Source organism: Halorussus salilacus, from assembly GCF_024138125.1.
Classification (GTDB): Archaea; Halobacteriota; Halobacteria; order Halobacteriales; family Haladaptataceae; genus Halorussus; species Halorussus salilacus.
Map to the genome: position 1 here is coordinate 2,195,404 of NZ_CP099993.1, position 19,110 is coordinate 2,214,513.

General features: G+C 68.5%; 22 protein-coding genes. 14 read left to right on the plus strand and 8 right to left on the minus strand.

Annotation, left to right across the window (positions count from 1 at the left end; translation table 11 throughout):
• Positions 1-13 precede the first annotated feature (13 nt).
• The 5 genes from NGM10_RS11330 to NGM10_RS11350 all read left to right on the plus strand — a co-directional run bounded on the left by NGM10_RS11330 (position 14) and on the right by NGM10_RS11350 (position 4,754).
• Entirely contained in the window at positions 14-904 is an 891-nt protein-coding gene (locus tag NGM10_RS11330; protein ID WP_253478809.1) for a complex I NDUFA9 subunit family protein, read from the plus strand.
• 226 nt (positions 905-1,130) lie between these two features.
• On the plus strand, positions 1,131-2,312 hold the full coding sequence (locus tag NGM10_RS11335; protein ID WP_253478811.1) for a tubulin/FtsZ family protein: 1,182 nt from the start codon (positions 1,131-1,133) through the stop codon (positions 2,310-2,312).
• On the plus strand, positions 2,290-3,081 hold the full coding sequence (locus NGM10_RS11340) for a DUF4398 domain-containing protein (protein ID WP_253478813.1): 792 nt from the start codon (positions 2,290-2,292) through the stop codon (positions 3,079-3,081). The genes NGM10_RS11335 and NGM10_RS11340 overlap by 23 nt, the downstream gene beginning before the upstream one ends.
• A gap of 130 nt (positions 3,082-3,211) precedes the next feature.
• A complete protein-coding gene (gene cofC / locus NGM10_RS11345; protein WP_253478815.1) occupies positions 3,212-3,841 on the plus strand; it encodes a 2-phospho-L-lactate guanylyltransferase in 630 nt (209 codons plus the stop codon).
• 79 nt (positions 3,842-3,920) lie between these two features.
• Positions 3,921-4,754, plus strand: a complete 834-nt coding sequence (locus NGM10_RS11350) for a GNAT family N-acetyltransferase (RefSeq protein ID WP_253478817.1) — start codon at positions 3,921-3,923, stop codon at positions 4,752-4,754.
• Here the strand turns inward: NGM10_RS11350 and NGM10_RS11355 are convergent.
• From NGM10_RS11355 to NGM10_RS11365, 3 genes are all read right to left on the minus strand, one after another.
• Positions 4,751-5,977, minus strand: a complete 1,227-nt coding sequence (locus tag NGM10_RS11355; RefSeq protein WP_253478819.1) for a hypothetical protein — start codon at positions 5,975-5,977, stop codon at positions 4,751-4,753. The genes NGM10_RS11350 and NGM10_RS11355 overlap by 4 nt on opposite strands.
• A 1-nt stretch (position 5,978) precedes the next feature.
• Positions 5,979-6,392, minus strand: a complete 414-nt coding sequence (locus NGM10_RS11360; RefSeq protein ID WP_368408668.1) for a MoaD/ThiS family protein — start codon at positions 6,390-6,392, stop codon at positions 5,979-5,981.
• An 80-nt stretch (positions 6,393-6,472) separates the two neighbouring features.
• Positions 6,473-7,387 carry a cation diffusion facilitator family transporter gene (locus NGM10_RS11365; protein WP_253478823.1) on the minus strand — a complete coding sequence of 305 codons (915 nt, stop codon included), beginning with the start codon at positions 7,385-7,387 and terminating at the stop codon, positions 6,473-6,475.
• A 167-nt stretch (positions 7,388-7,554) separates the two neighbouring features.
• Between NGM10_RS11365 and NGM10_RS11370 the strand changes: the two genes are divergently transcribed.
• The 5 genes from NGM10_RS11370 (at position 7,555) to NGM10_RS11390 (ending at position 10,017) form a co-directional block, all read left to right on the plus strand.
• On the plus strand, positions 7,555-7,938 hold the full coding sequence (locus tag NGM10_RS11370; RefSeq protein WP_253478825.1) for a DUF7971 family protein: 384 nt from the start codon (positions 7,555-7,557) through the stop codon (positions 7,936-7,938).
• Between the two features lies 1 nt (position 7,939).
• On the plus strand, positions 7,940-8,209 hold the full coding sequence (locus NGM10_RS11375; protein ID WP_253478826.1) for a ubiquitin-like small modifier protein 1: 270 nt from the start codon (positions 7,940-7,942) through the stop codon (positions 8,207-8,209).
• On the plus strand, positions 8,210-8,479 hold the full coding sequence (locus NGM10_RS11380) for a MoaD-like domain-containing protein (RefSeq protein ID WP_253478828.1): 270 nt from the start codon (positions 8,210-8,212) through the stop codon (positions 8,477-8,479).
• Between the two features lie 20 nt (positions 8,480-8,499).
• Positions 8,500-8,871: a DUF8048 family protein gene (locus tag NGM10_RS11385; RefSeq protein ID WP_253478830.1), complete on the plus strand. Its 372-nt coding sequence runs from the start codon at positions 8,500-8,502 to the stop codon at positions 8,869-8,871.
• A gap of 273 nt (positions 8,872-9,144) precedes the next feature.
• On the plus strand, positions 9,145-10,017 hold the full coding sequence (locus tag NGM10_RS11390; protein ID WP_253478832.1) for an MOSC domain-containing protein: 873 nt from the start codon (positions 9,145-9,147) through the stop codon (positions 10,015-10,017).
• On the opposite strand, the gene NGM10_RS11395 is transcribed toward NGM10_RS11390, so the two are convergent.
• From NGM10_RS11395 to NGM10_RS11405, 3 genes are all read right to left on the minus strand, one after another.
• On the minus strand, positions 10,014-11,333 hold the full coding sequence (locus tag NGM10_RS11395) for a trans-sulfuration enzyme family protein (protein WP_253478834.1): 1,320 nt from the start codon (positions 11,331-11,333) through the stop codon (positions 10,014-10,016). The genes NGM10_RS11390 and NGM10_RS11395 overlap by 4 nt on opposite strands.
• A 183-nt stretch (positions 11,334-11,516) precedes the next feature.
• On the minus strand, positions 11,517-12,005 hold the full coding sequence (locus NGM10_RS11400; protein WP_253478836.1) for a GNAT family N-acetyltransferase: 489 nt from the start codon (positions 12,003-12,005) through the stop codon (positions 11,517-11,519).
• Positions 12,006-12,120: 115 nt separating this feature from the next.
• Positions 12,121-14,046 carry an aldehyde ferredoxin oxidoreductase family protein gene (locus NGM10_RS11405; protein WP_253478838.1) on the minus strand — a complete coding sequence of 642 codons (1,926 nt, stop codon included), beginning with the start codon at positions 14,044-14,046 and terminating at the stop codon, positions 12,121-12,123.
• Between the two features lie 180 nt (positions 14,047-14,226).
• On the opposite strand from NGM10_RS11405, the gene NGM10_RS11410 reads away from it, so the two are divergent.
• From NGM10_RS11410 to NGM10_RS18200, 3 genes are all read left to right on the plus strand, one after another.
• Positions 14,227-14,655, plus strand: a complete 429-nt coding sequence (locus NGM10_RS11410) for a VanZ family protein (protein WP_253478840.1) — start codon at positions 14,227-14,229, stop codon at positions 14,653-14,655.
• 355 nt (positions 14,656-15,010) lie between these two features.
• Complete coding sequence (locus tag NGM10_RS11415; RefSeq protein ID WP_253478842.1) at positions 15,011-16,096, plus strand: archaeosine biosynthesis radical SAM protein RaSEA; 1,086 nt, start codon at positions 15,011-15,013, stop codon at positions 16,094-16,096.
• A gap of 251 nt (positions 16,097-16,347) precedes the next feature.
• Entirely contained in the window at positions 16,348-16,473 is a 126-nt protein-coding gene (locus NGM10_RS18200) for a hypothetical protein (protein WP_256504227.1), read from the plus strand.
• Positions 16,474-16,585: 112 nt separating this feature from the next.
• Here the strand turns inward: NGM10_RS18200 and purQ are convergent, their stop codons facing one another.
• Positions 16,586-17,263 (minus strand): phosphoribosylformylglycinamidine synthase I, encoded by a 678-nt coding sequence (gene purQ, locus NGM10_RS11420; protein ID WP_253478844.1) that lies wholly within the window; start codon positions 17,261-17,263, stop codon positions 16,586-16,588.
• Complete coding sequence (gene purS, locus NGM10_RS11425; RefSeq protein WP_253478846.1) at positions 17,260-17,511, minus strand: phosphoribosylformylglycinamidine synthase subunit PurS; 252 nt, start codon at positions 17,509-17,511, stop codon at positions 17,260-17,262. Before purS ends, purQ begins: the two co-directional genes overlap by 4 nt.
• 199 nt (positions 17,512-17,710) lie before the next feature.
• Here purS and NGM10_RS11430 point away from each other — a divergent pair, with 199 nt between their 5' ends.
• Positions 17,711-19,102: an arylsulfotransferase family protein gene (locus NGM10_RS11430; RefSeq protein WP_253478848.1), complete on the plus strand. Its 1,392-nt coding sequence runs from the start codon at positions 17,711-17,713 to the stop codon at positions 19,100-19,102.
• Positions 19,103-19,110 lie beyond the last annotated feature (8 nt).

The window sequence follows — 19,110 nt, forward strand, 5'->3', positions numbered from 1 at the left end:
ACTTATCCCAGATATGAACATTCTCGTCGCCGGAGGAACCGGCTTCATCGGGACGAACCTCGTGCGCGAACTCGACGACCGCGGTCACGACGTGACCGTCCTTGCACGCGACCCCGCGGGGGCCGACCTCCCCGACGGCGTCGAAGGCGCGCGAGGCGACGTGACCGCGCTCGACTCCATCGAGAACGCGTTCGAGGGGCAGGACGCGGTCGTGAACCTCGTCGCGCTCTCGCCGCTGTTCAAGCCGCCCGCCGGGACCTCCCACACGGAGGTCCACCTCGGCGGGACGAAGAACGTCGTCGAGGCCGCCGAGGACCACGACGTGCGCAAAATCGTCCAGATGAGCGCGCTCGGGGCCGACCCCGACGGGACGACCGAGTACATCCGGGCGAAGGGGCAGGCCGAGGAGGTGGTCGCCGAGTCGGACCTCGCGTCAACCGTCGTCCGGCCCTCGGTCGTGTTCGGCGAGGGCGGGGAGTTCGTCTCGTTCACGAAGAAGCTCACGACGCCGTACGTGACCGCGCTCCCCGGCGGCGGGCGCACCCGCTTTCAGCCCATCTGGGTCGGCGACCTCGCCCCGATGCTCGCCGACTGCGTCGAGTCCGACCACGACGGCGAGACCTACGAACTCGGCGGTCCGGAGGTGCTGACGCTCGCCGACGTGACCGAACTCGTCTACCGGGCGGAGGGACGGTCGGTGACCGTCCTGCCTCTGCCGATGGCGCTGGCGAAGATCGGTATGACGGCGATCGGTCCGGTGCCGTTCGCGCCCTTCGGCCCCGACCAGTACCGGTCGCTGAAGTTCGACAACACGGTCTCGCACAACGACGTCGACGCGTTCGGCGTGTCCGACGAGGACCTCACCACGCTCGGGTCGTACCTCGGCGTCGAATCCGGGCGCTGAGGCGCGTCAGACGCCCGTCAGACTCCTGTCGTCCCAGATAGGTCTTAATTCCGATAAACTTAAAAGGACATGTCCATAAACTGTTGGTGACAGACGCGCCTGAGTAACGACCCCTTACCGTCGTGCGATTTTCCGTAACGTCACCTTTCGACCCATCGGGGAACGGACCAAAAGGCTTATCCACCCATCAACGCTGTGTTTCTCCCAACGGAGTACGGTACGGAAAATGAAGCTCGCAATGATTGGTTTCGGGCAGGCCGGTGGGAAGATAGTCGACAGGTTCCTGGAGCACGACCAGCGAACCGGAAGCAACATCGTCAGGTCGGCGGTCGCGGTCAACTCCGCGAAGGCAGACCTGATGGGTCTCGACAGGGTTCCTCAGGACCAACGGGTCCTCATCGGACAGTCCCGAGTGAAAGGTCACGGAGTAGGCGCGGACAACGAGCTCGGCGCGGAAATCGCCGAGGAGGACATCGACGAGATACAGGGAGCCATCGACAACATCCCCGTTCACGAGGTCGACGCCTTCCTCATCGTCGCGGGGATGGGCGGGGGAACCGGGTCGGGGGGTGCGCCAGTGCTTGCAAAGCACCTCAAGCGCATCTACACCGAACCCGTCTACGGCCTCGGCATCCTGCCCGGTAGCGACGAAGGGGGTATCTACACGCTCAACGCCGCCCGTTCCTTCCAGACGTTCGTCCGCGAAGTGGACAACCTGATGGTGTTCGACAACGACGCGTGGCGCCAGTCGGGCGAGTCCATCGAGAGCGGCTACGCCGAGATAAACGAGGAGATCGTCCGGCGATTCGGCATCCTGTTCGGCGCGGGCGAGGTCTCGGGCGACGGCGAGGTCGCAGAGAGCGTGGTGGACTCCAGCGAGATCATCAACACCCTCGCCGGGGGCGGCGTCTCGACCATCGGCTACGCCGCCGAGGAGGTCGAGAACAGCAACTCCGGGAGCGGCCTGCTCTCGCGGTTCACCGGCGGCGAGGACGACGGCACGACCGATACCGCCAACACCACCAACCGCATCACCAGCCTCGTCCGGAAGGCGGCACTCGGGCGACTCACCCTGCCCTGCGAGATCGAAGGCACCGAGCGCGCCCTGCTCGTCATGAGCGGCCCGCCCCAGCACCTGAATCGGAAAGGGATAGAGCGCGGGCGCAAGTGGCTGGAGGAGCAGACCGGTTCGATGGAGGTCCGGGGCGGCGACTACCCCGTGGGCGACTCGAACTACGTCGCTGGCGTCATCCTCCTGTCGGGCGTGAACAACGTCCCGCGCATCAAGGAGCTACAGGAGGTCGCCATCGAGGCCCAAGACAACATCGAGGACATTCGCGAGGAGAGCGAGGACAACCTAGAAGAACTCGTCGAGGACGATGATGATGAACTCGAACCACTGTTCTAAGCTACTGACGCTGTTGGTCGCGATTGCACTGGTCGCCTCCGCGGCGACCCCCGCCGCGGCGGCGGTCTCGGCGTCGGCGAGCGGCGCGCCCGACTCCGCGGAGGTCGGCGAGGAAGTCACCTCGACGTTCACGCTCGACCGACCGTTCAGCGAGTACGACGAGTGGACGCTCAACGGCGAGACCGAACTCGAAGGCGTGACCTGGACCGTCAAGCTCTACGACCAGGGTGGCGACAAGATCGGTCAGGAGTCCTACGACGGCGAGTCGTTCAACCACACGCTACAGAGCGAGGACAACGCGGCCGAGGTCGAGGTGACCATCGAAGGCACCGTGGCCGAGGTCGAGGACTTCACCTACGACCCGGCCCAGCAACACCTCCTCGCCGAACTGAATCAGGTCCGCGAGGGCGGGTCCAGCGACACCATCGACAGCTGGGAGTTCCGGCCCTACACCGCGGATAGCGACGAGGCGCGCTCGGCAATCGAAGACGCCGAGACCGCCATCGCCGACGCCGAGGACAGCGGCGCGGGCGTCTCGGACGCCGAGGACAAGCTCGACGACGCCGTCTCGGCGTACGACGGCGAGAACTTCGACCTCGCCGTCGAACTCGCGGGCGAGGCGACCGACAGCGCCGATTCGGCCGAGCAGTCGAACCAGCAGACCCAGATGCTACTGTACGGCGGCGTCGGACTCGTCGTGCTGGTCGCCATCATCGGCGGCGTCCTCTGGTACCGCTCCCAGCAGGACGACTACGACAAACTGCGCTGAGTCGGGCGGCCCCCTCTGCGAGCTTCGTTTTCCGACCGAATTCGACCCGGCCGCTCGGGGCGGGTCACCGACCCGCCCCGAGCGGCCATTCCGCAAGCCATTAACCGCGGGCACCGAACTATCGAGGGAGATGCGAGTCGTCGTCCCGTTCGCCGCCCGCGAGCCCAAGACCCGGTTAGCCGACGTGCTCTCGCCCGACGAGCGGTCGGCGTTCGCCGCCGCGATGCTCGACGACGTGCTCGCGGCGGTGCGGGCGACCGGCCGCGAACCCGAGGTCCTCGCCACCGGCCCGGTCGGGGTCGACGCCCCCGTGACCGTCGACGACCGCCCGCTGACCGAGGCGGTCAACGCCGTGCTGGCCGAGACCGACCGCCGGGTCGCGGTCGTGATGGCCGACCTCGCGCTGGCGACCCCCGACGCGCTCGACCGACTGTTCGAGGCCGAGAGCGCGGTCGCGATAGCGCCGGGGCGGGGCGGCGGGACGAACGCGCTCGCGGTCGCCCACCCCGAGTTCCGGGTGGACTACCACGGCACCTCGTACCTCGACCACCTCGGAATCGCGCGGGAGGTCGGCGCGTCGGTGTCGGTGGTCGACTCCCACCGGCTGGCGACCGACGTCGACGAGCGCGCCGACCTCGCGGAGGTGCTGATTCACGGCGGGGGAGAGGGACGGAGCCGAGGACGGTCGGCCGAATGGCTCCGGTCGGCGGGCTTTTCGCTGGCTGGCGACGAGAGCCGGGTGGGCGTCGTTCGGGAGTGAGACCGCCGCGGAAGTCGCCCCATAACCCGGCCGTACCCGGTCAATAACCTTGGGGGCGGCCCCCGGATTTCCGCACGACATGGCGACACCCCAACTGGAGTTCGACAGCGACGTGGAGGGTCGCATCTACGAGTACGTCGAGCGCCGCGGGTCGGCCGCCCGCGAGGAGGTGCGGGACGCGGTCCGGGTCGAGCGGACCCACGGGGCCAAACCGCCCCGGTCGGGCACCGAGTCGGCGGCCCGGCTCTCGGTCCCGGAGTGCAACGAGTACATCGACGGCCTCCTCGACGACGGCCTGTTGACCGAGCGCGACGGGACCCTCTACGTCCGTCCCGACGCCGACGCCGAGACCCACGACGCCACCGACTTCGAGTACGTCGTCCGTCCCGCCGACGAGGACGACCGGCGGGCGGTCGCGGGGCTCATCCGGGAGGTGGCCGGGGAGGGGGCCATCGTCGTCGACGAGCGCGTCGCGGATGCCATCGAGCGCGAGGGCGCGCTGGTCCGACTCAACGACCGCGAGTCGCGGATGTTCTTCGTCGCCGAGATCGAGGACGACGGTGAACGCGGCGAAGACGACGCTGAACGCGGCGAAGCCGAGATAATCGGATGGGTCCACGTCCACGGCTTCGAACTCCCGGCCCGCGACCACACCGCCGAACTCACCGTGGGGGTCGCCCCGAGTACCGCGAGCAGGGGTCGGGGCACCCTGTTGGAGCGCGGGATGGCGTGGGCCGCCGAGGCCGACTGCATCAAGGTGTACCAGAGCCTCCCGGCGACCAACGAGGAGGCGCTCGAACTCCTCGAAGAGCACGACTGGGAGCGCGAGGCGACTAGGGCCGACCACTACCGGGTCGACGGCGAACTCGTCGACGAGGTGCAGCTGGCAACGCGCCTCGACGGCGGCCGTTAGCGTTCGAGGAACACTCCGAGCACGAGGCCAGCGAACACCGCGGTGCCGACCAGCGCGCCGCCCCGTCCCGCGAGGACCGCCATTTCCGACCCGGCGAGCGCGCCGCCGACCTCCGCGAGGAGCCCCGCGCCGACCAGCAGGACCGACGCCAGCGCGGTCCGGTCGGACGCGCCGCGGAAGGTCCCGACCGAGGGCGGGTAGAACTGGTAGGTCGCGCCGATAATCGTCAGCCCCAGAAATCCGAGGACGTTGAGCCGGAAGTGAACCGCGAGCAGTTCCCCGGCGACGCCGACGAACGCGAAGTGCAGGCCGAGCGTGACCCCGAGAACGCCGCATCCGACCCCGACCAGCACGGCGTAGAAGCCGACTCGGCGGCGCTCGGACCGGGCGAACAGCGCGGCGTAGGCCAGCGCGAACCCGACGACTGCGACCGCCTGCAACGTCGCGCCGACCCGGAATCCCGTCGCGCCGTAGAAGTCCCACGCGAGGAGCGCGGGCGCGATTGCGCCCGCGGGCAAGACGGCCGCGACCAGCGCGCGGGGCGGCGACGCGACCAGGAACCGCGGGAAGAGTCGGAATCCGACCGCGAATATCAGCAGCGCGGCGGTCCCCGCGGCCAGCAGGTGGGCGGTCTGCGCGATCCCGAGCGCAGGGAGCGCTCCGGCGTTCGGGGCGCTTCCGGTCGCCGGAAGCGCCGCGACCGCCGCTGTGAGCCCCCCGAACGCCCCAAGCGTCCCGTAGGCCCCCGCGAGGAGGTAGGCCAGCACCACCGGAACGAAGGCGTTGGCGTACCGGTCGACTCCCCGCCGGTGGGCGTTCGGACCGCCCGTCCCCGTCTCGCGGCCGGTGGGATTGCCCCGGACGGTCCACGCCAGCGTAGCGACGAAGACGACGACGCCAGCCGTCCAGAGGGCCGCGGCGAGGGGACCGACCGCACTCGGAGTCCCCGGAAGGGGGGCGACCGCGAGGCCGACGACGCCGACCGCGGTCAGCGGGAAGTGGACCGCGGGCGCGCGAACGAACGCGAGCGAGCGGTCGAAGTACGACGGGACCAGCGAGTAGGCCTTCCCGAACACGGCGTGGAGGACGAAGCCGTGGACCGCGAGGACCACCCGGGTCTGTCGGGGAACGTCGGCGAGCGCGGCGGCCTGCCACGCCACGAGGAAGACGGCGCTGGCCGCGACGAACCACCGCGCCCACCGCGTCACGGCCTGTGCGACCATCCTAACAGCAGAAGATGAACGGGTACATCAAAGAGATTCGGTCGCCGTCGCTCAGTTCGGTGTCGAGCCCGTCGAGGTGTTCGTTGAACTGGCCGTCGACCGCCACCCGGGCGTACCGGCGGGTCTGCTCGCCCTCGGGGTTCTTCTTCCACGTCCCCGGGAGGTCCTCGGGCGCGTCGGCCCACCCGTCGGTGGTCGCCTCGTCCTCGGTCTCGGCGATGAGGAGGTCCTTCACGTCGTACTCCGCGAAGAAGGCGTCGAGGAACGCCCGGAGGGTGGTCCCCTCGAAGGCGAACGTCAGGCTCGGGGCCCCGACCGCGTCCCGGACGTGGCCGGTACACCGCACCTCGACGGTGGTCTCGCGGGCGTCCGGGCCGGTCGCCGAGCGCTCGACTGGTCGGTCTGCTGTCTCCATGTTCCCCACTAGGGTCGCCTCCCCGTAGTAGTTCTCTCCGAACATGTTCGGGTCGTTTCGGGGGCCGACCGGTGGTCGAGTCACCCGGAGGGGTGGGACAGACCCCGCTCGTCGGCGTCCTTCCACTCGCCGAGTCCGGCGGGGTCGAGGTGGATGTGCACGTCCTCGACGGCCTCGACTTCGCGGACCCGACTGCGGAGTTCGGTCTCTATCTCGTGGGCCTCGACGAGCGAGTGGCCCCTGCCGATCTCGGCGTGGAACTCCACCTCGACGACGTTCCCGGTGTAGTAGGCCGCGAAGTCGTGGATTCCGTGGACCTCGGGGTGGTCTCGAATCGCCGACCGGATGCGCTCCTGATGGGCCTCCGGAGGTGCCCGGTCGACGAGGTAGTCGATGTTCTCCCGCGAGATCTCGACGCCTTGCCGGACGACGAGCGCGCTCACGAGGCCGCCCGCGACCGGGTCGAGGACGGGGTATCCCAGCGCCATCCCGGCGACCCCCGCGAACGCCGCGAGGGTCGTGTACACGTCGTTGAGACTGTCGGCGGCCAGTGCCCGGAGGCCCGGCGAATCGAGGTCCCGGTTCGTCCGCTTCGTGTACCAGTAGCAGGCCACGCGGTTCGCGAGCGCGAACCCCAGACCGACGACGAGGAGCGCGCCGTACCGCGCCTCGGACCCCTCGGCCAGCGACCGGCCAGCGTCGTAGAGGAGTTTGAACCCGAGCAGGACGAGCACGCCGCCGACGAACAGCGCGGTCAGGGGTTCGAACCGGTGGTGGCCGTGCGGGTGAGTCTCGTCAGGGCCGTCGAACGACGACCGGCCCCAGACGAGGACGACCGCGCTCGCGAGCAGGTCCGCCAGCGAGTGGGCCGCGTCGGCCACGAGAGCGAGACTGCCCGAGAAGACGCCCAGCGCGCCCTCGACCGCGATTTTGAGGACGTTCGAGACGACGTTCACCCACGAGGCTCGGACGAAGGACGCGCGGTCGTCGGTCATCCGGGTTGTTCGAGCGACTCTGTCGGCTTAAGAGTGTCTGTTAGACGCGTAAAAGCCATTTTTAGATTCTATCTAATACTGCGGGGGAGGAGGAACGATTCGAGTCCATCCGCTCCGACCGTTCCGTCTGCCGTAGGTATTTGAGCGATGAGGGCTAAGGTCCGGGCATGGAAGACGTTTCGCTGACGGTACCCGACGCCATCGTCGAGTCGCTTCCGGCCGACGGCGACGACGCCGCCCGCGACATGCAGACGGCGGTCGCCGGGTGGGAGTCCAGACTCAACCGCGCCATCGAGGAGGCCGAGGACGACGACGAGGCCGCGGGCGCGGTCGTGGACGCGCTCGAACGGTTCGAGGACCGCTGGGAGCAGTACGACGACTTCGTGGTCGAACTGCGCGCGTGGGGCCAGTCGCCCATCTACGCGATGGCGTGGCGCGACCTGCAGGCCGCGCTGATTCGACAGCTCCACGACCACGAGGACCTCGCCGACCGCATCGACCGCGAGCGCCACGCGCGACTCGTCAGCGACGGCATCCGGCCGGGGCGATAGCATGGCGGTGGAACTGCGTTTTTTCGCCACGTTCCGCGAGGCGGTCGGCCAGAAGGTCCTCGAACGCGAGGTCGCCGAGGGCGCGACCGTCGGCGACGTGCTCGACGACCTCGTGGCGGAGTACGGCATCGATGTCTACGAGGACGGTGAGATTCGCACTCAGGTGTCGGTGATGAAGAACGGCAAGGACGTTTACCACCTCGACGGGAAGGACACCCCGCTGGCGGACGGCGACACCCTCAGCGTGTTCCCGCCGGTCGCGGGGGGATAGATGCGGGTCGAGAAGTCCTACCGGGGCATCTCCGAGCGCCTCGCGCGGCGGTACCTCTCGAACCTCGGCGGCGACATCGAGGGCGGTGACACCGAGGGCGACGGCGACGTGGTCGCCGACGACTGGCGCGCCAGTATCTCCTCGGAGAAGGTGAGTATCGGGCCGTCGGTCAAACTGACGGAGGTCACCGTCGTCTTCGAGGGCGAGGAGGCAGTCCTCGACGACCTCGTCGAGGACTTCTCGCAGAAGGCGATGCGGGCGGGCGGCTGAGGGGGACGAGGAGGGAAATCGTGACCGAGGACAATCCCATCGAAGGACAGGTGCTGGTGCTCACCGCCGCGAAGGCGAGCGTCGGCGGAAAGCGTCTGCCCGACCTCGTGGCCGAGGCCCGCCGGGCGGTCGAACCCCGGGCCGACGAACTCCGGCGGTCCTACGAGTGCGTCCACGAGGACGACGTGCGCGTCGTCTTCCTCGCGCCCGAGGACTTCTGGGTCGACGTGGGCGAGGACCTCGGGTGGTCCCGGCGGGAGTACGAGGCGGTCGCGCGCGCCCACGCCGAGCAACTCCTCCGGGTCGGCAGGCGCGAGGACCGACTCGCGGAGTTCGAGACCGCGCTGGACCTCCGGGAGGCGGTCGTGGTCGGTGCGGGCTCGCTGGAATAGACGATTCTCGGTTCTGATTCGCCCCGACTTCCAATCGGATCGAATTTCGACCCACGCAGTCGATTGAGGAGGGATGTGGCCCGCGGTTGCGTGCAGTTGCGGTACTCAGTGGTGACGCGAGTCGCTAGCTCTGGCTCTCGCGGTTCGGTCTACCCGAGGCCAGTGGCTACCACTCACGTTCGACTCTCTCAGTTTCCCACCGAGTAACAACCGCGAGCAGACGGAGTGTTCTTCCATCGGAGGATTCACGGCCCGAGACGCCAACCACGACGTATGACACCGACCCTCGAACGAATCGCCGTCCACCCGGTCAAGTCGCTCGACCCCGAGCCCCGCGAGCGCGTCCGGATCGCCGAGCGCGGCGCGCTCGCAGGCGACCGCGAGTACGCCATCGTCGACTCGCCCGCCGGGGAATCCCACGACCCCGAGCGCGCCTCCGTCGGCGGAGACGGCGACTACGTCAACGGCAAGCGCACCGACGCGGTCCACCGCCTGCGGTCGTCGTTCGACCCCGACGAGCGGACCCTGACGCTTCGCCTGCAGGGCGAAGACGAGCGCCGAGTGTTCGACCTCGACGACTGCGCCGAGTTGAACGACTGGCTGAGCGACTACTTCGACCGGCCCGTGAGCGTCCGGCGCGAACCCGCGGGCGGCTACCCGGACGACCGCGAGGCGTCGGGGCCGACGGTCGTCTCCACCGCGACGCTCCGGGAGGTGGCGTCGTGGTTCCCGGACGTGGACCTTGCCGGAGCGCGCAGACGCTTCAGGGCGAGCCTCGAAATCGGGGGCGTCCCGGCGTTCTGGGAGGACCGGCTCTTCGGCCACCCCGGCGAGGTCGTCGCGTTCGAGGTCGGCGACGTGCGCTTCGAGGGCGTCAGACCCTGCTCGCGCTGTGTCGTCCCGGCGCGCGACCCCGATACGGGCGAGCCGACCGAGGGGTTCCGCGAGACGTTCCTCGAAGGGCGCGAAGCGACCCTCCCCGAGTGGGCCGACTCCGGGCGACTCGACCACTACTACCAGCTGATGGTCAACACCCGCGTGCCCGAATCCGAGTGGGGCGAGGAGATCGCGGTCGGCGACGAAGTCCGGGTCGTCGGGGTCCGACCCGAGGATTCCTCCGAGGAGGCGGGCGCTTCCGAGAGTTAGTCCGAGGAGGCGGGCGCTTCCGAGGCGTCGGTCGTCTCGGCGGTCTCCGACGCGTCGGAGACCGCCGAGTCCTCTGGCGCGTCGGCCCGACCGGCCTCCATCGCGTCGAAGCCGCGTTCGAGGTCTTCGAGCAGGTCCTTGGGGTGTTCGACGCCCACCGACACCCGCAGAAGCGTATCGGTAATCCCGAGATCCGCGCGCTCCTCGGCGGGGAGCGGCGAGTGAGTCATGCTCGCGGGATGCTCGATGAGGCTCTCGACGCCGCCGAGGCTGACCGCGAGGGTGAACTCCTCTAAGGCGGCGACGAACCGCTCGACGTCGGCGAGGTCGCCGTCGAGTTCGAACGAGAGGACGCCGCCGTGGCCGTCCATCTGGTCGTCGGCGAGGTCGTGCTGGGGGTGAGACTCCAGTCCGGGGTAGTGGACGGCCGCGACCGCGTCGTGGGAGTCGAGGTACGCGGCGACCTCCGCGGCGTTGGTCTCGTGCTGGCGCATTCGGAGGGGAAGGGTCTTGAGCCCCCGGAGGACCAGATACGAGTCGAACGGCGCGAGGACGTTGCCCATCCCGACCTGCTGGAGGAAGCCGACGGCCTCGGCGTAGTCGTCGTCAGACGTGACCGCCACGCCGCCCAGCGAGTCGCTGTGGCCGTTGATGTACTTGGTGGTACTGTGGACCACCACGTCGGCACCGAGTTCGAGCGGGCGCTGGAAGTACGGTCCCATGAAGGTGTTGTCGACTCCCAGGAGGGCGTCGTGGTCGTCGGCGATGGCGGCCATCTCCTCGATGTCGCAGAGTCGCAGGAGCGGATTGGTCGGCGTCTCCATCCAGAGCAGGGCGGTCTCGTCGGTGGTCGCGGCCCGGACCGCGTCGGGGTCGGTGGCGTCGACGAAGTCGACCGCGACGTTCAGCTTCTCGCCGAAGAGCTCCTTGAGCATCGTGTTGGTCCCGCCGTAGAGGTCCTCGAAGGCGACGACGTGGTCGCCCGGTTCGACCGCGGCCATCACGCTCGCGACGATGGCGCTGGTGCCCGAGGCGAAGGCCATGGCGTGGTCGCCGCCCTCCAGCGCGGCGAGTCGCTTCTCGACCGCGTGGCGGGTCGGGTTCGACAGCCGCGAGTAGAGGAACTGGTCGGCGTCGGGGTCGAGGTCTTCGAGGGCGGTGTCCATGTCGATGCCCTCGACCGCGTAGGTGGACGTGAGATGTACGGGAGAGGTCACGTCCCCCACGCCGTTCGAGAGGTCCGGTTCCTCGCCGTGGGTGACCGCGAGGGTTTCGAAGCGCTTGTCGCCGGTCCGGGACAGGTCTTCCGAGGACATTGGGAACGGGAGAATCCGCGACGCTCAGCCATATCATTCCTTCGACTGCGTAATGCACCGAAAGAATGAGCCCGTGCGAAACATTACCTCGGCGAATATCGCCGATACGTGCCGGACGTTCGTGGGAAAATTCAAGCCGGGAGCGTCCCGGGCGCAGTCGGTGCGCGGTCGGGTCGCGCCGGGTCAGGCCGCGCGGGCGTAGACGTTCTCGGTCCGGGTCGTCCCGTCGAGTTGGGTTTCGGCTTCCCCGGTCTTCTCGAAGCCGTGGGACTCGTAGAACGCGTTGCCCATCTCGTTGTCGGCCAGCACCATCGCCTGCATCCGCTCGGCACCCATCTCCCGGAGTCGCTCCTCCATCGCCGCCAGCAGGTCGGTTCCGATGCCCTCGTTCCAGCGGTCGGGGTGGACGTAGAGGCGGAGCACGTCGCCGTCTCCGTTATCGGTTGCGCCGTGCGAGAAACCGATGACAGCGCCGTCGTCGTCCACCGCGACCAGACACACCTGCTCGTCGTCGCCGATGATGCGGGTCATCGTCTCCTCGGCGTACCACTCCGAGACGGCGTCGTCGATGACCGATTCGGGAACTGCGTCGGCGTACGCTCGCTTCCACGATTCGCGGGCGACCGAGCGAATGGTCGAGATGTCGTCCTCGGTTGCTTCTCGGATATCCATGCAGGTGAGTGCCACGGACGAGTGGTTAGCCGTGCCGGTCGGTTTCGTCGGAAGTCGTGGCTGAGGGATGAGAAGTGCGGGATTCGATAAGAGGCGGAAGGTCCGAGGAAAGTCGTTAGTCGTCGCCCGAGGCCGCCGCGCCGCCGCTACTGACGCCCGTGCCCGGTCCCACGTCGATGCCTAGCTCGTCGAGTTTCTCGTCGGGAACCACGCCGTCCTCCCAGTCGCGGACCTCGTAGTACTCCTCTTTGAGCTGGTCGAGTTCCACGAGCGACCCCTCGGAGCCGCCCTGACCCGGAATCGCCTTGGGTTCGCCCTCCACGAATCGGACCGGCAGGTCGTCGTCGCTGCCGTCGAAGCCGACGAGGTTGTTGTAGTAGCGTTCGAGGTTGTAGATGCGCTCGCCCGCCTCCAGCAGGTCGTCCTCGGTCACGTCGAGGCCGGTCATGCCAGCGTACTGGAGGACGTACTCCTCGATGCCCTCCGCGAAGGCGTTGAACTTGCAGATGTCGAAGCTGTCCGAGATGGCGTGGAGGTCCTGGAAGGTCGCGCAGAGTTCGCCCTTCCCCTCGGCCTCGCCCGGGTCGACCTTCTCGGGAATCCCGAGAAGCTCCGCCGCGGGGGTGTACCCCCGGAGGTGGCAGGCACCGCGGTTCGAGGTGGCGTAGCCGATTGCCATCCCCTTCATCGCGCGGGGGTCGTAGGCCGCCATGGTCTGGCCCTTCACGTCGAGGCTCATGTCCCCGTCGCCCAGCTCCTCGGCGGCGCGCTTCGCGCCTTCGGCGAGCAGGTCGGCGAGTTCGTCCTCGCGGTGGGCCACGCGCTCTATCATCTCGATCATGGTGTCGGCGTCGCCCCAGTCCAATCCTTCGTCGAGCAGGCCCTCCTCGGTGGCCTCCATCGCCATCGCCATGGTGTTGCCCATCTCGATGGTGTCGACCGCCATGTCGTTACACCGGTCTATCATCATCGCGACCTTGTCGCGGTCGTCCGACCCGGAGTTGGGCCCCAGCGCCCACGCCGACTCGTACTCGTAGGACTCCATCCGGACGTTGTGGTCCTCGCCCTTGTGGTGGACGTCGACCTCGACCTCCTTCTTGCAGGCGACGGGACACGAGTGGCAGGTGGGCTCGTCGACGAGGATGTTCTCGCGGACGTTCTCGCCCGAGACGTTCTCGGCGTCGATGTCGGGGTCCTCGGCCTCCGAGTAGCTGGTCGTGGAGGTGAACTGGGCGTTCTTCGTCGGCAGGCCGTCCATCTCGTTGGTGACGTTCATCAGAACGTTGGTGCCGTACAGCGACAGGCCGCCCTCGTTCGGGGCGGTCACGTCCGACTCCTGGATGACCCGCATCGCCTGCTTGTGGCCCTCCTGGAACGTCTCCTGATCGGCGGGCTTGGGCATCTTGGTCGAGGACTTGATAACGACCGCCTTGAGGTTCTTCGACCCCATCACCGCGCCGGTGCCGCCCCGACCGCTCGCGCGGTCGTCCTCGTTGATGATGCAGGCGTACCGGACCCCGTTCTCGCCCCCGGGTCCGATGGCCATCGCCGAGAGGTTCTTGCCGAACTGGCCCTCTACCTCGTCTTCGAGTTCGTCGAGCGTGCCGTGGACGCCACGGCCCCAGAGGTGGGAGGCGTCCCGGAGCTCGACCTCGCCGTCCTCGACGACGGCGTAGACGGGCTCGTCGGCCTTGCCCTCGAACAGCAGGCCGTCGAAGCCAGCCCACTTGAGGCGCGCGCCCGACCAGCCGCCGTGGTGGCTGTCGGTGACGGTGTTCGTGAGCGGCGACTTGGTGCACACCGCGATTCGGCCGCTCATCACGGTCTGGGTGCCGGTGAGCGGGCCGTTCATGAACGCGAGCAGGTTGTCGGGGCCGAGCGGGTCGACCTCGGGTCCGTTGTCGAACACGTACTTCACGCCGAGTCCGCGCGCGCCGATGTACTTCTCGGCGTCCTCGTCGTCGATACCTTCGTACCCTACCCCCTCCTCTGTCAGGTCCACGCGGGCGACGTGGTCGTGGAATCCGCCTAAGTCAGTCATGGTAACGTCGTATCCTTATTATGGGCCGCAAACGGGTTAGTCATTGCCGTACCGGCGTAACCGATTCGGGTTACGTCACCCGCGTCCGACAGGCCAAAATTCGAGTCGCGGACACGGGCGAGGGCCTTGGCCGCCCGCCGACCGCCGCCTTTTACGGCCGGGGGTGCGAAGGCCCGACCGATGAACGTCGACGGGTTCGAACCGCCCGGATGGGTCCGCTGGCTCGGCGTCGCGGTCGTCGCGGGCGTCATCTGCTACAGTTCGCTGATAGAGCCGCCCTCGGCCGGAATCCCCTCGACCGGCCCCTTCGGACTCGTCGGCATCGACAAGTGGCTCCACCTGCTCGCGTACGCCGGACTCGTCGGGTCGCTCGCGTACGCGCTCGCGACCCGGCGCGACCCCGCCAGCGCGGCGACCGCCGCGCTGGCGGTCCTGCTCGCGTTCGCGTACGGAATCGGCATCGAGTTCGGACAGGCAGTGGTTCCGACGCGCGCGTTCTCGACGGGCGACATCGCGGCGAACGCGGTCGGCGTGGCGCTCGGGGCGGTCTGCTGGCATCTCCTCGTCGGGGTGGCCGAACGAGTCGGCGTGGACCTCTCGGCGACGTAGTTCGTGGGTATTCAGGGTGTATCGGAGGCGAACCGTTCCACCGAGGGTGGGAATGAAAGGGGCCGCCCGGTCGATCCCTCCCGGACGAAGCAAGCACCGCAGGGAGCGAAGCGACCGAGGAGCACAGCGAGTCCCGGAGGGTCGAGCGGGCGGGGGCTTTCGAGGACCGACTCACGGTGGACTGGCCAGCGTGTCGACTCGTATCCTCTCCTCTAACGATTCGTAGCGAGCGGGCGGAGGCTTTCGGGACGTTTGTTGTCCTTCCACCTGACGGGGAAGCGCAGATACAGGGGGACTCTCGTAACGAAACTCGTCTCCGAAGCCGATTTACGCGACCGACCGCTATCCACCCCCAATGAGCAAGCCGAGCCCGGACGTCTACGAGCAGGGGCGGGGGATGGACGCGCACAACAAGGTGATGCGCGAGATTCGCGCCCGGAAGGACGAGACCTACGACCCCCACGAGCCCACCCGGGTCTGGATAGACGAGGACCGCACCCCCGGCGGCGTCTACCAGAGTCTCACCATCATCCTCAACACCGGCGGGTGTCGGTGGGCGCGTGCCGGAGGGTGCACCATGTGCGGGTACGTCGCCGAATCGGTCGAGGGCGGCTCCGTGGCCCACGACGCGCTGATGGACCAGATAGAGGCGTGTCTCGAACACGAGCGCGAGCAGATAGAGGCGGGCGAGGCCGACGGCGAATCGGGCCTCGTCAAAATCTACACCTCCGGGTCGTTCCTCGACGAGCGCGAGGTCGGCGGGGAAACGCGGCGGGCCATCGCCGAGACGTTCGCCGACCGCGAGCGCATCGTGGTCGAGAGCCTCCCGGACTTCGTCGAGCGCGAGAAGATCGAGGACTTCACCGAGCAGGGACTGGAAACCGACGTGGCAATCGGCCTCGAAACCGCCACCGACCGGGTGCGCCACGACTGCGTGAACAAGTACTTCGACTTCGAGGACTTCGTCGCGGCGAGCGAGCACGCCGAGGAGGCGGGCGCGGGCATCAAGGCCTACCTCCTGATGAAGCCGCCGTTCCTCAGCGAAGCGGAGGCCGTCGAGGACATGAAATACTCGGTCCGCAAGTGCGCCGAGTACGCCCACACCGTCTCGATGAACCCGACCAACGTCCAGCGCTACACCATGGTCGACGAACTCTACTTCCGGGACGGCTACCGGCCGCCGTGGCTCTGGTCGGTCGCCGAGGTGCTCGAAGACACCGCCGACGCCGACGCCATCGTGGTCTCGGACCCCGTGGGCCACGGGAGCGACCGCGGCCCGCACAACTGCGGGGAGTGCGACGACCGGGTCCAGAAGGCCATCAAGGATTTCGACATCCGCCAAGACCCCTCGGTGTTCTCGGAGGTCACCTGCGAGTGCGAGGCGACGTGGGAGGCCGTGATCGAGCGCGAGCGGAGCTACAGCCTGCCGCTGGCGCGGTAGGACCCCGTTTCCCGGTCCGACGCGCTCGATTCGGGCCCGACGGAGTCCCGGGTCGGGCGAACGGTTTCCGCCCTCGTTTCCCCGGTTCAGACCAGCTTTCCCGGACGTAGGACCACCCTACCACGCGGATACGGCCCGGATAACAAAGTCCTCGCCCGGCCTCCGAACCAACCGGGGGTGGCACATCGAGGGCGACGCGTCCGGCGACCGGGGGAGTTCGCCGGACGCCGCCGACCCGATGTGCGGACACGATGTCCGAGGGATGGGGCGACTTCGAAACGATCTTCTGCTCGAACGGGTGGATAGAGATACGCAACCGCCAGGAGAGCGACGACCAGTGGATAGCGACCGACGAGCCGGTCGAGATAGAGCGATGACGGTCACCGCGGGACCGTTCTCGACGTGGTCGCTACTCGTCGTCGTGGGGTGGATGGTCGTCTTGACGGTCGTCTGGCTCCTGCTCGTCGCCCACGGGCGGCGGTCGCCGGGTTAGTTCTCGAACCCGTGCAAAATGCCCTGCCCGTCGGTCTCTCCGATGTCGGGCAGGGTGATGCGCTCGGGGTGGGGCATTAGCACCGCCACGTTCTCGTTCTCGCCAGCGACGCCAGCGACGTTCTCCTTCGAGCCGTTGGGATTCGCTTCGGGCGTCACGTCGCCGTCCTCGTCGCAGTACCGAAAGAGGACGCGGTCCTCGTCGTTCAGTTCCGCGAGGCGGTCGTCGGTGACCTCGAACCGGCCCTCGCCGTGGGCGATGGGGAGTTCGACGACCTCGCCCTCGTCGTACGCGCTGGTCCACGGGGTGTCTGCGTTCTCGACCCGGACGTGGACGCGCTCGCACTGGAACCGCGCGGAGGCGTTCGTGGTGAACGCGCCGGGCGTGAGCCGGGACTCGCTGCCGATCTGCGCGCCGTTGCAGACGCCGAGGACGGGCACGCCCTCGGCGGCGGCCTCCCGGACCTCCGCCAGTATGGGGCTATTCGCGGCGATTGCCCCCGCGCGGAGGTAGTCGCCGTACGAGAACCCGCCCGGGAGCATCACGCCCGAGACGCCCTCGGGAAGGCCCTCCTCGTGCCAGACGAGTTCGGCGTCGATGCCGAGGTGGGAGAGCGCGCGCTCGGCGTCCCGGTCGCAGTTGCTCCCGCCGAACTGGACGATGGCGACCGTCATCGCTCCTCGACCGCGACCTCGTAGTCGTGGATGGTCGGGTTCGCCAGCAGGCGCTCGGCCATCTCCTCGGCGCGCTCGGACGCCGAATCCGCGGATTCGGCGTCCAGATCGAGTTCGAACTGGTCGGCCGAGCGCAGGCTCTCCAGATCGAATCCGAGCCGTTCGAGCGCCCGCTTGGTCGTCTCGGCCTCGGGGTCGAGGACGCCCTCCTTCAGGCGCACGGTGACCGTGGCGGTGTAGGCAGTCATCACTCGGAGGTGGTCGTCCATGCTCAAAAGCTCTTTTGGAATCCGAATTCGTTGCACGAACGTGGATATGAGCGCGGTCGGGAGCGGCGGTGGCGGCTTCCGCCGTCCCCGCGGTCGCGGGAACCCCGCCCGCGGTAAGCCGACGATTCCCGGGCTAATCGGCGGATAACAAAGCTCCCGCCCCCCAAACGGGCACCAAATGCGTTCTCGGGATGTCGTTCGGTTGCTGTTCGTCGGTCTCGTCGTCGCCGCCGGATTCGTCGTCGCCGCGGGCTACCTCTCTTCGGCCGACGAGTCCGGGTCGGACGGCCGACCCGAATTCGACGCCGGACCCCGCGACGGCGTCACCGTGGTCGCCACCGACTCGAATACGTGGCTCGGCGAGTCGAGCGAGGGACCGCGGGCGCGGGCCGAACTCGTCGCGTTCGCGCCGAACGGGAGCGTCCTCTACTACAACGACAGCCACACGCGCTACTGGGACGTCGACCCCGTGCCGAACACCACCCGGTCGGTGATGTACGTCGCCGCCGACCACCTCAGCGCCTCGGAGTGTCACTCCGAGGAGGCCTGCACCCGGAACGTGGTCGAGCGGGCCAACCTCACCACGGGCGAGGTCGAGCGAATCTACTCGCGGGTCACGCCCGGCAAGTCCTCGACCCGGTGGCACGACGCCGACCGCCTCGACGACGAGCGCCTCGTGGTCGCCGACATCGCCCGCGACCGGGTGTACGTCGTCAACACCACGACCGACATGATCGAGTGGGAGTGGGACGCCCAGCGGGACTTCTCGCTGGACAGCGGCGGGCCCTTCCCGGAGGACTGGACGCACCTCAACGACGTGGAGGTGCTCGACGACGGCACCGTCATGGTCAGCATGCGCAATCAGGACCAAGTCGTGTTCCTCGACCGCGAGGAGGGCGTCGTCGAGAACCGAACCCTCGGCGCAGAGGACGACTACGAGGTCCTCTACGAGCAGCACAACCCCGACTACATCCCCGCCGAGGAGGGCGGTCCCGCCGTCCTCGTCGGCGACAGCGAGAACGACCGCGTGGTCGAGTACCAGCGCGATGGCGATTCGTGGGAGCGGACGTGGACGTGGTCGGACGCCCGGATGCAGTGGCCCCGGGACGCCGACCGCCTGCCGAACGCCCACACCCTCGTCACCGACTCGAACGGCAACCGGGTCTTCGAGGTCGACGAGGACGGCGAGGTGGCCTGGAGCGTCGACATCGCGTTCCCCTACGAGGCAGAACGCCTCGGCACCGGCGACGAGAGCGCGGGCGGGCCCGCAGCCAGCGAGGCGGGCATCGAGTCGAACCGTGGCGGTGGCGACGACGGCGACACCGACGCGGAGGTGGCCACCGCGGATTCGGGCGTCCTCGACCGGGCGTGGCTGGTCGTCGAGGACCTGCTCCCCGGCCGGACCGCGAACGCGCTGATGTACGTCACGCCGGTCTGGATGGGCGGCCCCGAGGTGCTCGCGGCGGGCGCGCTCGCGGTCGTCCTCCTGCTCTGGCTCCTCGCGGAGGCCTACTGGTCGAGGTGGTCGCTGTCGGTCCGCTCCCCGGTGTCGCTCTCCCGGCGGCGGTGAGGGGCCGT

What these genes read in the sequence shown, in the direction of transcription:
- NGM10_RS11330 (WP_253478809.1), top strand. Translation starts at nt 14, where the DNA reads ATGAACATTCTCGTCGCCGGAGGAACCGGCTTCATCGGGACGAACCTC.
- NGM10_RS11335 (WP_253478811.1), top strand. Translation starts at nt 1,131, where the DNA reads ATGAAGCTCGCAATGATTGGTTTCGGGCAGGCCGGTGGGAAGATAGTC.
- NGM10_RS11340 (WP_253478813.1), top strand. Translation starts at nt 2,290, where the DNA reads ATGAACTCGAACCACTGTTCTAAGCTACTGACGCTGTTGGTCGCGATT.
- cofC (WP_253478815.1), top strand. Translation starts at nt 3,212, where the DNA reads ATGCGAGTCGTCGTCCCGTTCGCCGCCCGCGAGCCCAAGACCCGGTTA.
- NGM10_RS11350 (WP_253478817.1), top strand. Translation starts at nt 3,921, where the DNA reads ATGGCGACACCCCAACTGGAGTTCGACAGCGACGTGGAGGGTCGCATC.
- NGM10_RS11355 (WP_253478819.1), bottom strand. Translation starts at nt 5,977, where the DNA reads ATGGTCGCACAGGCCGTGACGCGGTGGGCGCGGTGGTTCGTCGCGGCC.
- NGM10_RS11360 (WP_368408668.1), bottom strand. Translation starts at nt 6,392, where the DNA reads ATGGAGACAGCAGACCGACCAGTCGAGCGCTCGGCGACCGGCCCGGAC.
- NGM10_RS11365 (WP_253478823.1), bottom strand. Translation starts at nt 7,387, where the DNA reads ATGACCGACGACCGCGCGTCCTTCGTCCGAGCCTCGTGGGTGAACGTC.
- NGM10_RS11370 (WP_253478825.1), top strand. Translation starts at nt 7,555, where the DNA reads ATGGAAGACGTTTCGCTGACGGTACCCGACGCCATCGTCGAGTCGCTT.
- NGM10_RS11375 (WP_253478826.1), top strand. Translation starts at nt 7,940, where the DNA reads ATGGCGGTGGAACTGCGTTTTTTCGCCACGTTCCGCGAGGCGGTCGGC.
- NGM10_RS11380 (WP_253478828.1), top strand. Translation starts at nt 8,210, where the DNA reads ATGCGGGTCGAGAAGTCCTACCGGGGCATCTCCGAGCGCCTCGCGCGG.
- NGM10_RS11390 (WP_253478832.1), top strand. Translation starts at nt 9,145, where the DNA reads ATGACACCGACCCTCGAACGAATCGCCGTCCACCCGGTCAAGTCGCTC.
- NGM10_RS11395 (WP_253478834.1), bottom strand. Translation starts at nt 11,333, where the DNA reads ATGTCCTCGGAAGACCTGTCCCGGACCGGCGACAAGCGCTTCGAAACC.
- NGM10_RS11400 (WP_253478836.1), bottom strand. Translation starts at nt 12,005, where the DNA reads ATGGATATCCGAGAAGCAACCGAGGACGACATCTCGACCATTCGCTCG.
- NGM10_RS11405 (WP_253478838.1), bottom strand. Translation starts at nt 14,046, where the DNA reads ATGACTGACTTAGGCGGATTCCACGACCACGTCGCCCGCGTGGACCTG.
- NGM10_RS11410 (WP_253478840.1), top strand. Translation starts at nt 14,227, where the DNA reads ATGAACGTCGACGGGTTCGAACCGCCCGGATGGGTCCGCTGGCTCGGC.
- NGM10_RS11415 (WP_253478842.1), top strand. Translation starts at nt 15,011, where the DNA reads ATGAGCAAGCCGAGCCCGGACGTCTACGAGCAGGGGCGGGGGATGGAC.
- NGM10_RS18200 (WP_256504227.1), top strand. Translation starts at nt 16,348, where the DNA reads ATGTCCGAGGGATGGGGCGACTTCGAAACGATCTTCTGCTCGAACGGG.
- purQ (WP_253478844.1), bottom strand. Translation starts at nt 17,263, where the DNA reads ATGACGGTCGCCATCGTCCAGTTCGGCGGGAGCAACTGCGACCGGGAC.
- purS (WP_253478846.1), bottom strand. Translation starts at nt 17,511, where the DNA reads ATGACTGCCTACACCGCCACGGTCACCGTGCGCCTGAAGGAGGGCGTC.
- NGM10_RS11430 (WP_253478848.1), top strand. Translation starts at nt 17,711, where the DNA reads ATGCGTTCTCGGGATGTCGTTCGGTTGCTGTTCGTCGGTCTCGTCGTC.